Origin of the sequence: Paenibacillus sp. 2TAB26, from assembly GCF_052115145.1 — a bacterium.
Lineage (GTDB): Bacteria > Bacillota > Bacilli > Paenibacillales > Paenibacillaceae > Pristimantibacillus.
Genome location: NZ_JBFRGC010000013.1, coordinates 43,518 through 57,942, shown reverse-complemented (window position 1 = coordinate 57,942; position 14,425 = coordinate 43,518). Strand labels below are relative to the sequence as shown.

12 protein-coding genes are annotated in these 14,425 nt (G+C 46.7%); 9 read left to right on the top strand and 3 right to left on the bottom strand.

Annotated elements, in window-relative coordinates; translation table 11 throughout:
• Positions 1-3: 3 nt before the first annotated feature.
• The 6 genes from AB4Z50_RS16435 to AB4Z50_RS16410 all read left to right on the top strand — a co-directional run bounded on the left by AB4Z50_RS16435 (position 4) and on the right by AB4Z50_RS16410 (position 8,015).
• Positions 4-486 (top strand): tetratricopeptide repeat protein, encoded by a 483-nt coding sequence (locus AB4Z50_RS16435; protein WP_441880696.1) that lies wholly within the window; start codon positions 4-6, stop codon positions 484-486.
• Between the two features lie 185 nt (positions 487-671).
• The gene (locus tag AB4Z50_RS16430; protein WP_441880694.1) at positions 672-2,879 is read left to right on the top strand and encodes an S-layer homology domain-containing protein; all 2,208 of its coding nucleotides are present in this window, start codon (positions 672-674) and stop codon (positions 2,877-2,879) included.
• 272 nt (positions 2,880-3,151) lie between these two features.
• Positions 3,152-4,627, top strand: coding sequence for a protein adenylyltransferase SelO (locus tag AB4Z50_RS16425; protein ID WP_441880692.1), 1,476 nt, complete (start codon positions 3,152-3,154; stop codon positions 4,625-4,627).
• A 131-nt stretch (positions 4,628-4,758) separates the two neighbouring features.
• Complete coding sequence (locus tag AB4Z50_RS16420; protein ID WP_339204952.1) at positions 4,759-5,433, top strand: response regulator transcription factor; 675 nt, start codon at positions 4,759-4,761, stop codon at positions 5,431-5,433.
• Positions 5,430-6,797 (top strand): sensor histidine kinase, encoded by a 1,368-nt coding sequence (locus AB4Z50_RS16415; RefSeq protein ID WP_441880690.1) that lies wholly within the window; start codon positions 5,430-5,432, stop codon positions 6,795-6,797. Before AB4Z50_RS16420 ends, AB4Z50_RS16415 begins: the two co-directional genes overlap by 4 nt.
• 234 nt (positions 6,798-7,031) lie before the next feature.
• Positions 7,032-8,015 carry an alpha/beta fold hydrolase gene (locus AB4Z50_RS16410; RefSeq protein WP_441880817.1) on the top strand — a complete coding sequence of 328 codons (984 nt, stop codon included), beginning with the start codon at positions 7,032-7,034 and terminating at the stop codon, positions 8,013-8,015.
• Between the two features lie 104 nt (positions 8,016-8,119).
• Here the strand turns inward: AB4Z50_RS16410 and AB4Z50_RS16405 are convergent, their stop codons facing one another.
• The 3 genes from AB4Z50_RS16405 to AB4Z50_RS16395 are packed head-to-tail and all read right to left on the bottom strand — an operon-like array spanning position 8,120 to position 9,889.
• Positions 8,120-8,764 carry a metal-dependent hydrolase gene (locus AB4Z50_RS16405; RefSeq protein ID WP_441880688.1) on the bottom strand — a complete coding sequence of 215 codons (645 nt, stop codon included), beginning with the start codon at positions 8,762-8,764 and terminating at the stop codon, positions 8,120-8,122.
• 47 nt (positions 8,765-8,811) lie between these two features.
• The gene (locus AB4Z50_RS16400; protein ID WP_339204950.1) at positions 8,812-8,973 is read right to left on the bottom strand and encodes a hypothetical protein; all 162 of its coding nucleotides are present in this window, start codon (positions 8,971-8,973) and stop codon (positions 8,812-8,814) included.
• 49 nt (positions 8,974-9,022) lie between these two features.
• Positions 9,023-9,889, bottom strand: coding sequence for a helix-turn-helix domain-containing protein (locus tag AB4Z50_RS16395; protein ID WP_441880686.1), 867 nt, complete (start codon positions 9,887-9,889; stop codon positions 9,023-9,025).
• Between the two features lie 219 nt (positions 9,890-10,108).
• Here AB4Z50_RS16395 and AB4Z50_RS16390 point away from each other — a divergent pair, with 219 nt between their 5' ends.
• From AB4Z50_RS16390 to AB4Z50_RS16380, 3 genes are all read left to right on the top strand, one after another.
• Entirely contained in the window at positions 10,109-12,775 is a 2,667-nt protein-coding gene (locus tag AB4Z50_RS16390) for a family 78 glycoside hydrolase catalytic domain (RefSeq protein ID WP_441880684.1), read from the top strand.
• Between the two features lie 92 nt (positions 12,776-12,867).
• Positions 12,868-13,236, top strand: coding sequence for an ArsR/SmtB family transcription factor (locus tag AB4Z50_RS16385; RefSeq protein WP_372238973.1), 369 nt, complete (start codon positions 12,868-12,870; stop codon positions 13,234-13,236).
• A gap of 140 nt (positions 13,237-13,376) precedes the next feature.
• A complete protein-coding gene (locus AB4Z50_RS16380; protein WP_441880682.1) occupies positions 13,377-14,396 on the top strand; it encodes a LacI family DNA-binding transcriptional regulator in 1,020 nt (339 codons plus the stop codon).
• Positions 14,397-14,425: the final 29 nt, after the last annotated feature.

The window sequence follows — 14,425 nt, the reverse complement described above, 5'->3', positions numbered from 1 at the left end:
ATCATGGATAAGCTTCATACAGCCATAAGTTTAAGAGAAGCAGGGAAACTGGAAGAAGCCAAGACATTGCTGATAGATTTAGTCAAAGAAGAGCCGCAGAACGCTTCAATATGGTATCAACTAGCTTGGGTTCATGATGCTATGGGACTCGAAAGGGAAGCCGTCCCTTTTTATGAAAAATCGTTGGAACTAGGATTAGTAGGTAAAGAAAGAGAAGGGGCATTGTTAGGCCTAGGAAGTACATATCGTACTTTAGGCATGTATGATGAATCAAAACGTATATTTGAAGCAGCAATAAAAGAGTTTCCAGAACGTAGAGAGTTTCAGGTGTTTTATGCGATGGTTCAATACAACTTGAAGGCTTATGACAAGGCAATGGAAATTTTATTGAAGCAATTAGCCGAAACGAGCACTGATGAGGGAATTCAGTCGTACAAGAGAGCTGCCCTTTTTTATTCAGACAAATTGGATCAGGTATGGAATTAAGCCAGCCTGCTATTGCCCAACTATAAGGCGATAGACTAGGACGTCATGATGACGCCCTAGTCTATCGCCTTTTTTTATTTATTCGGATCAGCCGAAACAAATAAGGTTTTGTACCGTCTAACAATTAGTGTAAATTTTACCATTAAAACGATTTACGTTGATTTGCAGGAGGGGGAGCAATACGAATGAAACAAAATGGATTGAAATTAATAATGAGAATGGGGCGCGTCTTTCTGGCTGGATGTCTGATGTTGCAGCTGCTTATTGGCGTCGCGTCAGCCAATACGGCGGAGAAGCTGGCATCTGGCGGCAGCGTTAACGCGAGCAGCAAGGTCGATCGTTCGCTGGCCTTCACAACAGACATGCAGGATGCATTAAAGGAAGCGGAGCAATTGCTATTTGATCAGAAACCGTTCTCGGATTGGGCGGCGATCGGATTTGCAAAGAACGGCCGAGCAGTCCCAAAAGGCTTTCTGGAGGAGAAAGCAGATGTCATATTAAATAATGGGGGAAGATTTGATACGTATATAGATATGACAAGAACGGTGATCGCTTATGCTGCTGCTGGCGGCAGCAACATTAACAATATCGCTGGTCTTGATTTTTTCTCAGCCGTTTTGAACAATCCTGACCTTGAGAAGAAGGGGATATATGAACTCGTACCCGCTTATATCGTGGCGAAGAGTTCCAGTCCCTACTCTCCTAATTCAAACCCTTTCTGGTATCCTGACGCGTTTTCTCATATCATCACAAATCAGCAGCTGAAAGATGGAAGCTGGTCCGAGTCCGTTAATGGGAAAGGTAGTGCTATGGCAACGGCTGTAGCTTTGACAGGATTGTCACTCATTTCGAGAACGCAAGATCGGGAGCTGACGGAGTCAGAGCAGAAAGCGCTGGAGTGGCTGCGCATGCAGCAATCAGTCGACGGTGGCTTCGACTTCAGCACAGCGGCGACAGCCCAGGTTATCATTGCACTGTCATCGCAACGAATGGACGCTGCTGCGTTCGCGCAGCAGGGAGGCGCTCAGCCGCTCGATTTTCTGATGTCTCGTCGATTGGATGAAGGTGGATTCTCGGAGCGCAGCGATGGCGTTTTGGATATGACGGCGACGCTCCACGCTTATTTGGCGTTGACCGCTTATAAGCTGTATGTGAATGGCAAAGAACGGCTGATCGATGACTTGAATTTGGCTGCGGGCAGCGCGATTATTCAGATCGAGGGGCCTACAGGTACGATCGCACAAGGACGCGTTCCTAGTGGCGGTAAGGCAATAGATACAGCTCTTGCTTTCCTTAAGCAAGAAGGAATTGCCTACGAAATGAAGACAGCTTCTTCCGGGGAGAAGGTAATCACCTCAATTAAAGGAATCGACGTCCTCCAATACGGCGGAAAGAATGGATGGAAGTTCGCTGAGTACAGTAGAGATGGAAGTTGGATGTTCCCAGAAAATACTGGCAGCGGGAATGTTCTTAGTGATAGAAGTCGATTGCTGCTTTATTATGGTTCGGACACAACTGAGGTTATCGACTTAGTCGTTGTTAATGGCTCAAATGCGAACGGCAAACTAGCAGAAGGACGGCCTTCAGCAAATTCACTTTTCGAGCTGTTCGTTAAGAAAGCAAATCGTAAATCGGGTCAACTGCCTGCGCCGAATATAACGGTGACAGTCGGTGGGAAGACGATGGTGACCGATGCGAAAGGGAAAGTGGCTTTTGCGGGAATGCCCTCCGGTGTGCATGTCGTTACTCTAACTGGGTATCGGAAGGATGCTGCGCCTGCTGTGGCCAAAAATCTTTACTATTTATCGGTCTCTGCTCCTCCGTTGGCTGACTTTAAGGATGCTAATCAAGTAGCCGGCTGGGCAAGAGAAAATATGGCACATGCGCTTTATGAAGGTTACATCCAGGGCGTAAGCGTGAAGGATAATGTACTGGCTCCGAAAAAGACGTTGTCTCGCGCTGAATTCGCAGCCATGCTGCTCCGCTTGGTACACGGCGCTACGGATCTGCCTGCTGGCAGCTCTCCCTTTAATGATGTTCCAGTGGGCAAATGGTACAGCGACGAAATCGCAAGAGCTGCAAAGCTCGGCATTACTGACCGTACATCCGGTCGGTTCGAGCCAGAGCGTACGATTACCCGCGAAGAGGCAGCGATGATGTCCGCAAATGCTGGTCGATTAGCAACCTTCGGCAGTGAGGGTCGAATGGCGTTCGGAGACATTAAGGGTCTATCCGCGACGAGTCTCCACGCTATCCAAGCCGTCAACGAGTATAAGGTGATGGTCGGCAGCGACGGCATGTTCAATCCGCGGCAGACGCTGGTCCGAGAGCAAGCGGCGGCGATCCTTTTGAGGCTGCAGAAGCTGCTATATCCCGAGAAGTACTTAGATTGATCATGCAGCACTCTGTTCAATGGCTATGCATTCATTTTCCTATTCGAAGTTTGCAATTCATAGTATTGGACCAGTCATACCACCCACAATCGCTTGCTCAGGTTCAAAGAGGAGAAGCGAAGGAGGAAATGGTGTTATAATCAATCTATAAAAACCGAATTGCCTTGCAAAGAAATGGGAACCATCTAGGTGATAAATGGTATTTATGACTTTTTTTCATTAGATGACCATGCAATAACGAAGATAAACGACACAAGAATATAGGAGATACGATGACTGAGGAAACAGCATTAGATAAAACAGGTTGGAACTTTGACAACAGTTATGCACGGCTGTCGGAAACATTTTTCACAAAAATGAGCCCGCCGCCTGTGCACTCTCCGCAGTTGAATATTATGAATGAATCGCTCGCAAAATCACTAGGCTTAAATGTTCAATCACTTCTAAGCCAGGACGGTACTGCTATGCTATCGGGAAATGAAATTCCCGAAGGCGCTTTGCCGCTTGCTCAAGCTTATGCTGGGCATCAATTTGGACATTTTAACAGATTAGGGGATGGCCGTGCGCTATTGCTGGGTGAACAAATTACGCCTACAGGTGAGAGGTTTGATATTCAGTTTAAAGGTTCTGGCAGAACGCCATACTCTCGCGGAGGCGACGGCCGGGCGTCACTTGGACCGATGCTGCGCGAATATATTATAAGTGAGGCTATGCACGCGCTTGGTATTGCTACCACTCGCAGCCTCGCCGTTGTCACAACTGGCGAGCCTGTATACCGCGAAACGGAGCTGCCGGGTGCAATTCTGACCCGCGTAGCTTCCAGCCATCTGCGCGTTGGCACTTTTCAATATGTTGCCCAGTGGGGTACGGCTGAAGAACTCAGACAACTTGCTGATTACACCTTGCAAAGGCATTACCCAGAGGTTGGCGAAGCTGAAAATCGCTATCTTCGCCTTCTGCAAGAAGTGATTAAGCGCCAAGCAGCGCTTATTGCCAAATGGCAGCTCGTTGGTTTTATCCACGGTGTGATGAATACAGACAATATGTCGATTAGCGGAGAGACCATTGATTATGGCCCTTGCGCCTTTATGGATGCCTATGATCCAGAAACGGTATTCAGCTCCATTGACGTTCATGGCCGTTATGCCTATGGCAACCAACCGCGTATCGCCGCGTGGAATCTCGCTAGATTTGCTGAGGCGCTTTTGCCGCTGCTGCATGACAATGAAGAACAAGCTATAAAACTGGCAGAGGATGCGTTATCTGGATTTGCAGAGTTGTATCACCAGAGCTGGCTTAGTGGAATGAGAGCGAAGCTTGGAATTTTTAATGAAGAGCTTGAAGATGAGGCTCTAATTACAGATTTGCTTCGTATGATGCAGGAGCATGGTGCAGACTACACGAATACCTTCCGCTCGTTCACATTAGATAAACCAGAAGATACAGCACTCTTTGGCACCGAGGAGTTTGCACCATGGTATGAGCTGTGGCAGGCGAGACTTGGCAGGCAGCCGGAATCCAAAGCTGCATCTCATCAGTTGATGGGCGCAAGCAACCCTGCGGTAATCCCGCGCAACCTTCGAGTTGAAGAAGCGCTTGAAGCCGCAGTGAAGCAAGGCGACAACCGTGTGATGGAGCAGCTTCTGAGTGATCTTTCGAGCCCATACGATCACGCCCGCGAACGGTCTGATCATTACACGTTCCCTGGGGTATCAACTCGTCCATACCAAACTTTTTGCGGTACCTGATATAAAAAAGCGGCAGCTCACCTCAATGGTCAGCTGCTTTTGTCTGTTCTGTGCTGTTTTTATCATTCAACACGATTTATAGTATAATGATTACTATTAATTGGAATGTATAACAGGGAAAGAGGGAACGAATGCCTACTATACTGGTTGCTGATGATGATGCGAACATTCGCGAACTCGTTTGTTTATTTCTACGCAACGACGGATTCGAAACGGCTGAAGCGGGAGACGGCAAGGAAGCACTGGCCGTCTATGCCTCGATGCATATTGATCTTGTCGTACTCGATATTATGATGCCGATTATGGATGGTTGGACGTTGTGCAAGGAGCTCCGAAGAAGCAATCCTGATCTTCCGTTACTTATGCTGACTGCAAGAGGCGAGACATGGGAGAAGGTGAAAGGCTTCCAGCTCGGGACGGATGATTATTTGACGAAACCATTTGATCCATTGGAGCTGACGGCTCGTGTTGGAGCTCTTCTGAAAAGGTACCGGATTGGCTCAACACAGACGATTCGGCTAGGCAGCATCATTCTTGACCGGCAGACCTATAAAGTAATGAGAGGAACGGAATCACTTGCGCTGCCGCTCAAGGAGTTTGAACTCCTTTATAAGCTCGCTGGCACACCTGGACAAATCTACACGCGTGAGCAGCTGATCGATCAAATTTGGGGGATCGATTATGCAGGCGACGATCGAACGATAGACGTACATGTTAAACGATTGCGCGAACGCTTCGCGACGACTACCGATTTTCATATCGAGACGGTGCGCGGGCTTGGCTACCGGCTTGAGGTGCACGAATGATCAAATCTTTATATACACGAGTCGTCCTCATTTTTCTAGTCTCCACGATTGGGGGCACGATCATTGCTTTTTTTGTGGCAACTTGGGCATTTGAAGAAAAATTGAGTGAAAACTCGCAAATTTTGATGCGTAATTTTGGACAAGACATCGCGCGAATTTATGAGGCCATCCCCTCACGTGATGCGGACAAGTTCGTAAGTGGAATGAAGCAGCTCAATTCCTATCATATTCGAATTTATGAAACGACGGATCGATTCCAGTCTTTCGGAGCGCTGCACGGGCATAAGCCTGCTGTAATAGCCAAGGAACAAGTAATGAAGGTACTGGCTGGAGAAATGGTTCAGGTTCGTATGAAGGGGGTTACTGTTACTTTCATAGGATTGCCGCTCAAAACAGACATGGGAACGAAAGCGATGTTTGTGGAAGCACTCTCCCCTCCATCTGCTTCTTTTGTATTCAAATGGGGATTATCTTTTGTCGCTTATGCGTTGATTACAGGCAGCTTATTTATTCTAATTGCCTCCATATTTCTAATAAGACCAATTAAAAAGCTGACAAAAGCGACTAGACGGATAGCATCTGGCGATTTCAACGTCAAGCTGAATATTAAACAAACGGGCGAGCTGGGAACGCTGGCTCGAAGCTTCGAAGAAATGATGCATGACCTGCAGCAGTTGGAGCAGATGCGCAGAGAATTCGTAACGAATGTCTCGCACGAAGTTCAGTCTCCGCTCACGTCGATATCCGGCTATGCTATAGCGCTCAAGCAAGCAAATGTTGCGGATAACGATCGAAATCGCTACCTAGATATTATTATTGCTGAAGCTGAACGGATGTCCAAGATGAGTGATAGCCTGCTAAAGCTGAGTTTGCTTGAATCACAGTCACAACAGATGCGGCTGACCGCATTTAGACTTGATGAACAAATAAGACGAATTATCGTCGCGATACAGCCGCAGTGGTCGACTCGCAATATCGATTTCGAGCTCCATTTGCCTACCGTTATTTTTTCAGCTGATCATGATCTGTTAAATCAGGTATGGACTAATATAATCGGCAATAGCATCAAATTTTCGCAGGATGGCGGCATCATTAAAGTGAGTATCAAACAAGATATCAAAAACGTGACCGTCCGAATATCTGATAGCGGCATAGGTATTGCGCCAGAGGATCAGAAGCGTATCTTCGAGCGTTTTTTTAAGGCGGATCGCTCCCACAGCCGTAAATATGAAGGCAGCGGAATGGGGCTTGCCATCGTTAAACAGATCGTATCGCTTCATCAAGGTGACATTCGAGTGGAAAGTGAGCCTGGCCGAGGAACGACCTTCATTGTCACCCTGCCAATCATTACTCCGACAGAGTAATTCGATTCATATTTTATTAGTCGACATCGCTCGTTTACTCTATGCTGCGGCAGCAGGTGCAAGCTCTTTGCATGTGTTGCTGCAGCATTTTTTTGTTGTTCATATTCAGTTCATATTGTCGTCACGCGGAGTACATCTTCGTCGTATAAGCTTTCTTTAGCGGCCCATTAAGAGAGCCCAACATAGAGTTAATGACAGGAGAAGATGTGAGTGAGCATACGAGAGGTAAAGAAAATGGATTTGGAAACAGGTAAAAAACCAGCCAGTAAAATGAAAAAAATATTGTTCATTTTACTTAAAGTATTAGCAGTAATAGTTATAGCAATCGTCCTTTTTGTAGCTACAGTATTTGTCGTTAATAAGATCAGCAGCAAATCAGAAGAAGGTAAAATAAAACCCTATGGTCAGTCTGTAAAGGTAGACGGGAAAAATATGAATGTTCTGATTCAGGGACAAGGCGAAGAAACAATCGTGCTCCTGCCTGGTCAAGGAACTGCGACACCAGCGCTTGATTTTAAGCCGCTAATTGAAGAGCTGTCGCCATTTTACAAAATTGTCGTGGTTGAGCCTTTTGGTTATGGATTAAGTGATAGAACTGACAAAGAACGAACCACAGATAATATTGTAAGTGAAGTTCATGAAGCGCTGCAAAGCCTTAATATTGACCGTTTTATTTTAATGGGTCACTCCATTACAGGCATTTACGGACTTGATTATGTGAACAAATATCCAAACGAAGTGAGTGCATTTGTCGGGATTGATACGAGTGTTCCAGCGCAAGGCGGTATGGATAAAAAATTGCCATTAGGAGCCTTCAAACTGCTCAAACAATCAGGTTTCGGCAGATTGATGACGAGTTTTGGCGAGGATCCGTTTGCTGGGATGCCATATGATGATGAAACAAAAAAACAAATGAAGATGCTGTCAAACAAAAACATGTTTAATAACACCAGCTTGAATGAATTGGAAAATCTTTATCCCAATTTTGTTGCAGCTCGAAGCTTATCATTCCCAAAAGAGCTTCCCCTTATTTTCTTTATACAAGCGAATAATACAGGCGTAAAAGGTTGGATACCGCTGCATGAAGAGCAAATAAAAGATTCTGTTCATGGTAAAGTGATGACCTTTGAAGGTGGTCATTATTTGCACCATACCAAATCAAAAGAAATCGCTGAGAACTTCCGGGCATTTATGGAGCAAGTAAAACAAGACAAATAGACGATTATTTAGAAGCAGTTGCTGATCAAGAAGATATTGGGCTAAATAAAAAGCGGCAGTCTCGGACGTTAGTAACTCGTCCAGGCTGCCGCTTTTATTTTAGATTATAAACGGATTTTAAAAGATTTTTTCGTAAGTGGATATAGCCATTTTACGCCGCTTGGCGTGAGTGTGTCCGCTACGAGATGAGATAAATAACCGAGCATAGCCACGATCGCGATCCCTTCGATTTGAAGCTGGTTTTCCAGTCCAAGGCCGATATATCCCCAAATCGGGACGGCCCATATTGTATGCGTCATACCGCGGTGCTTCAGCCAAGGCACCCAAGCTGAAAACAGTCCGAAGCCGATGAGCCAGTTCATTTGGTAGTAGTAGCCTGCGTACATCACCGCACAGCCAACTGCGCTGGCAAGTACATTTCGGATCACGCCTTGTTTAGCAACAAGACCCAGCAGGAAGATAGCGGCTGCGACGCCTATGTACACCGGTGATGGATATTGATCTGTGAAAAAATAATAGGCAACGATTCCGGCTAGCAGGCACCCGGACCAAAGCGTAAGCTCACGAATGAGCTTCGATAGCTTGCTGAGCTTGGTGCTGAGCATGCTTGGTCCGTCAAGATCAGCGCTAAGCGCTGAAAATCCGGCTACGGCAATGTACAAAGCGGCATGCTCGATCGTAAAGGGATAATAAACAGAAGCGGCTGCGCCAACAGCTGCTCCGATTGCAAGATGGGTCTTTCCTGTCATAATTCCTCCTGTGACTGACTATGCGTGGCATGAAATATGGCAGTCTATTATAGTTGTTCTTTGTTAACTTGCTCGTTTCGAACCATTTGCTCCAGCTTCTCTACCAGCCGATCATGCGCCGGGTCTTTTTTTCCAAAGCCAAATAAACGTTTCCGATTTTGCTGCTTCAGCAGCTGAAGCAAATAGAGCTTTTCTTTTAGAGTAAACATGATGATATTGAACCTCCTTCTGCTTAGGCATGCCAGCTGAGGTTATTCTCTAGCCTCTACGATAGACGCTAGGCGTCATGCCGGTGCACCTTTTGAACAATGCGTTAAAAGAATGAATATCGCGATAGCCAACCATTTCGGCAATGGTACTGATTTTTAGCTGAGAGCCGCGAAGCAGCTCTTGGCTTTTTTGGATACGCAAGTTTTGCAAATAACGATGAAAGCTTTGTTTCGTATACTGCTGAAAGAGCCGCTGCAGATGACGCTCGCTCCAGCCGCTAGTCTCGGCCAGCTTGGCGAGGGTCAGCTCCTGCTGGAAACGCTGATCAAGATCATGTAACAGCTTTATAAATTCCAGCTGCTGCGGCGCACGAGCAGTAACCTCCGGATCGCTAGCAACAGAGCGCTGCAGAGTAATGAGCAGCTGGAGCAGGAGCGTATGCAAATAATCGGACGAGCCGCTCTGAGTCAGTTCAAATTCTCTGTGCAAGGATAGAAAAAGCTTCTCAAACTGACTATTTGTATCCATACAAGAATAATAGGGAAACTTGCCGCTTTCCATATCATTAATAAACTGCACGCTGCGATAATCGGAAGCGAATGCACTAAGCTTATGCAGCAGCAATGGAGAAAAGACGCAGTTGAATACGCTTAATGGGTTGCGGGCTTGGTCGGAGGAAATCGGCCTGAACACATGAGAAATGCCGATAGGGATGAAAAATACCTGACCTTTCCGCACCTTATGCACCTGATCTCCGATATGGTGATAGCCGGCTCCTTCTGCAATATATACGCATTCGAGAAAATCGTGATCATGATAGGGGCTCATGATGCTTTCGCTTGCACGATTAACATAAAGCAGCTGGTTGTTCTGAAAAAAGTACTCTCCACGGTATGTTTCTACGGGATGGTTCATCGTGAGCTCTCCCTGCGCAAGTTCTACATTTTGTGAAAATGTCCTGTTTGCCGCATGATATTGTCCGTTTTACCCAACATTTTTCAAGCATGCTTTTTTATAATTATAGTGTAAAGCGTTGTGGCAAGGAAGGCGAACACTCAAAAAAAAGGCGCCAACTCTATTATAAGCTCGGGCAATCATTTAATCGTTGTAAATGATCTTAAGGAGGATTATAGGATGTTTGAAATCAGCGCAGTATATTGTGAATATCAGCAAAATCCAATTGGAATCGGAGTGACAAAACCTCGTTTAGGATGGAAATTATATTCTGATGAGAGGGCAGTTATTCAAACGGCTTACGAGATTGAGATTGCGGCAGAACCAGACTTTGCATCGATCCTATGGCAGTCAGGACGCGTAAACAGCGAGCAGTCAACGCATGTTGAGCTGGACTCTTTTGTCGGTGAATCCTGTAAACGCTATTATTATCGTGTTCGGGCTTGGAATCAAGATGGAGATGCAACCGCTTGGTCTGCTGTTGCCTTCTGGGAAATGGGACTGCTTAGTCCAGACGAGTGGCTTGGCGACTGGATCGCTGCACCGCTTGCGATGCTGCCAATTGAGGCGGAGCCTAGCCCGCTAATGAGGAGAAGCTTTGAGCTCACAGGCAAAGTGAAGGAAGCGCGGGTTTATGCGACTGCGCTCGGCATATATGAGCTAGAGCTGAACGGGCAGCGAGTTGGCGATAGTTATTTTGCGCCGGGCTGGACGAGTTACAATCATACGCTGCAAACCCAAACTTATGATGTGACTGATCTGCTGAAATTAGGCGGGAATGCAATTGGCGCTTCCCTTGGAAACGGCTGGTACAAAGGAAACTTGGCGTGGGGCAATCAGCGCTGCGTGTACGGCGATCGTTTGGCGCTGCTGCTGCAAATGCACATCGTTTACGAGGATGGACGTGAAGAGGTCATTGTATCCGATACGAAGTGGAAGGCCGCCGTCAGTCCAATTCAGTTCTCGGAAATTTATCATGGCGAAACGTATGATGCACGCCTAGAACAAGAGGGCTGGAGTACAGCCGCTTATGATGACAATGCGAGTGAGTGGCAGACGGTTGAAGTGATTCAGCATGAGAAGCATATGCTTAGGCCGCAGGTGAATGAGCCTGTTCGCAAGCAGGAGAGGCTAAAGCCAATTGCTCTGATTACGACACCCAAAGGGGAAACCGTGCTTGATTTTGGCCAAAACATGGTTGGCTGGGTGCAGTTTGCGGTAAAGGGAGAAGCGGGCTCCGAAGTAGCACTGCTGCATGCAGAGGTGCTTGATCAGGAAGGCAATTTCTACACCGAAAACCTGCGTGCGGCAAAACAAATGATTCGATATGTGCTGAAGGGCGGAGAGACCGAAACATATGAGCCGCGCTTTACGTTTCAAGGCTTCCGATATGTGCAGCTGATTGGCTTCCCTGAAACGGAAAGCATTAAGCTTGATGATTTTACAGGTGTTGTGCTGCATTCGGATATGGAGGAAACCGGTGAGTTTCAGTGCTCTGAACCGCTTGTCAATCAGCTTCAGCATAATATCAAATGGGGCCTCAAGGGGAATTTCCTTGACGTACCGACCGACTGCCCACAGCGGGATGAGCGTCTCGGCTGGACCGGCGATGCGCAAATGTTCATTCAAACGGCATCCTATTTATCAAACGTCGCTCCTTTTTTCACGAAGTGGCTGCGTGATGTAGAAGCGGATCAAGCAGAAGACGGCGGCGTTCCATTCGTGGTTCCTCAGGTGCTGGGCGAGAATGACATGTCCTCGGCAGCATGGGGGGATGCAGCAGTGATTTGCCCTTGGACGTTATATATTTGTTACGGAGACAAACGGATATTAGAAGAGCAATATGACAGCATGCAGGCGTGGGTATCGTATATTCAGAGCCAAGGCGAAAATGAGTTTTTATGGAATACAGGTTTTCACTTCGGGGATTGGCTTGGACTTGATGCCAAGTCAGGCGATTATGTAGGGGCAACGGATCGGGATTTTATCGCGACAGCCTTTTATGCCTACTCGGTATCCATCGTTCAGAAGACGGCAGCTGTGCTCAACAAGGATACAGATGCGAAGAGATACTCGGAACTATACGACAATATTGTAGCGGCGCTTAGAGAAGAGTTTGTAACAGGTGCTGGACGGCTGGCTGTTCCGACGCAAACAGCTCAAGTGTTAGCCTTGATGTTTGGACTCTTGGATGAAGCTGCAGAGAAACGCGCTATTGCCAAGCTGACAGAGCTGATTGAGCAAAGCAAAGACCATCTGACGACAGGTTTTGTCGGTACTCCATACTTGAACCATGTGCTTAGTGCTTTTGGTAAAAACGATGTGGCATATAGGCTGCTTCTTCAGCAAACCTATCCATCCTGGCTGTACCCTGTGACCAAAGGCGCTACGACGATTTGGGAGCATTGGGACGGTATCAAGGAAGACGGAAGCTTCTGGAGCAAGGATATGAACTCATTTAACCATTATGCTTACGGAGCGATTGGCGATTGGATGTACCGGACGGTAGCGGGCATTCAAACAGTGGAAGATGCTCCTGGCTATAAACGAATCGTCATCGCACCGCTTCCGGGCGAAGGGCTGACGTGGGCGGAAGGGAAGATTGAGACGGTATATGGCTCAGTTAGCTCAAAATGGTCCAAATCGGAAGAGGGGCACTTCACGCTTGATGTGACGATTCCTTCGAATACCACCGCGGAAATTCGTTTGCCAGGTGCGGAATCGGGAACGAATGTAACGGAGAGTGGCGGGTTGCTAGCCGAGAGTGCGGGAATAAAATCAGCAGCTGAGACCGATGCAGGCGTTACGATACAAGCAGGGTCTGGCAGCTATCGATTTGCTTGGTAGATCTGTGCAAGCTGCAAGCAGGCATTTCAAATTCACCCCATCAACCGAAACATGTTATAATGTGCTTTAGGATGAATAGGGTTGGTGGGATGATGATGGATAATCAAGTTGTCGCAGCATGTGATGATTCGTGCGCAGGCTCTGAGGTAAACATAGAGAATGTTAGAAGCAAAATGATTAATGAAACAACAGCTGCTCAGTTGGCTGATTTGTTCAAGGCGCTTGGCGATCCCACGCGAGTGAAGATTATCCATGCGTTAGTGCAGTCTGAACTTTGCGTTCATGATTTGACTGAGGTGCTCTCCATGGGGCAATCGGCGGTTTCTCATCAGCTTCGGCTGCTGCGTAACATGCGTATCGTCAAGCGCAGGAAGGTCGGGAAAACCGTCTTTTATTCGCTCGATGACGATCATGTAGAACAAGTCTTTATGCTGACGCTTCAGCATTTGAAGCATGAATAATACATCAAACAAAGCTGCTCTTCACGGTTAGCAACCATGGGGAGCAGCTTTTGTTTTATTCAAATGGATTTTATTGATTTTTAGTAAAATTAAAGTATAATTTTACTTATCGTCACGGGTTAGCAGGAAGGAAAGGTAATATGGCTACAATTAAAGAGATTGCACAAAAAGCAAAGGTTTCAATTGCGACCGTGTCGCGGGTGCTTAATTATGATCCAGCCATATCGGTTGCAGACGTGACACGCAAACGTATATTTGAAATCGCGCAGCAATTGAATTACAAGACGCTTCGTCAACGTAATGGCGCCGGGCTTAAAGAGCGTTACCGGGTTGGTCTTGTGAACTGGTATTCTGATCAAGAGGAAATGCTTGATCCTTATTACATGGCCATTCGGCTAGGCATTGAGCGAGAGTGCTTCCATAGAAATATGGATTTGGTAAAATTGTTTATGCAAGTCCACTCTGACGAGAAAGATTGGCGAGGCGAGTCGTTTGATGGCATTATCGCAATCGGGCGCTTCGAGAAAGAGGATCTGAACCGTTTTCCAGAGGGGTTGGAGCCTATCGTATTTGTTGATTCATCTCCAGATGACAATCGATTTGATTCTGTTGTTATTGATATCGGAAAGTCGGTTTCAGAAGTGATTGATTATCTAACTCGCCTTGGCCACACAGAAATCGGTTATATTGGCGGGCATAACTTAGTAAATAATAAGCGTGTGCGTGATGAGCGTGAGCATGTATTTATAGAACGAATGACTGATAAAGGATTGTACGATGCAGAACTTGTTTATACGGGAGAGCATTTGTATTCCGAAGACGGTTATAAGCTGATGCAGCAAGCGATAAAAGCGAATAAAGTGCCAACCGCTTTTTTTATCGAAAATGATTCTATGGCCGTCGGCGCCCTCCGAGCACTGCATGAAGCGAAGCTTCGGGTGCCAGAAGATATTTCAATTGTCGGTTACAATGATATCGCTATTTCAGCCTTTTTGCAGCCGCCGCTTACGACGGTTAAGGTGCATATGGAGTATATGGGCGAGACGGCTGTTGAGCTGCTTGCTGATCGTCTGACTTCAAAGCGGGATATTGCGAAAAAGATCGTATTGCCGACCAAGCTGCAGGAACGTGAGAGCAGCATTAAACGAGTGAAGCGCTGAATAAAGCAGCCGCTAAGACGAGTACAATC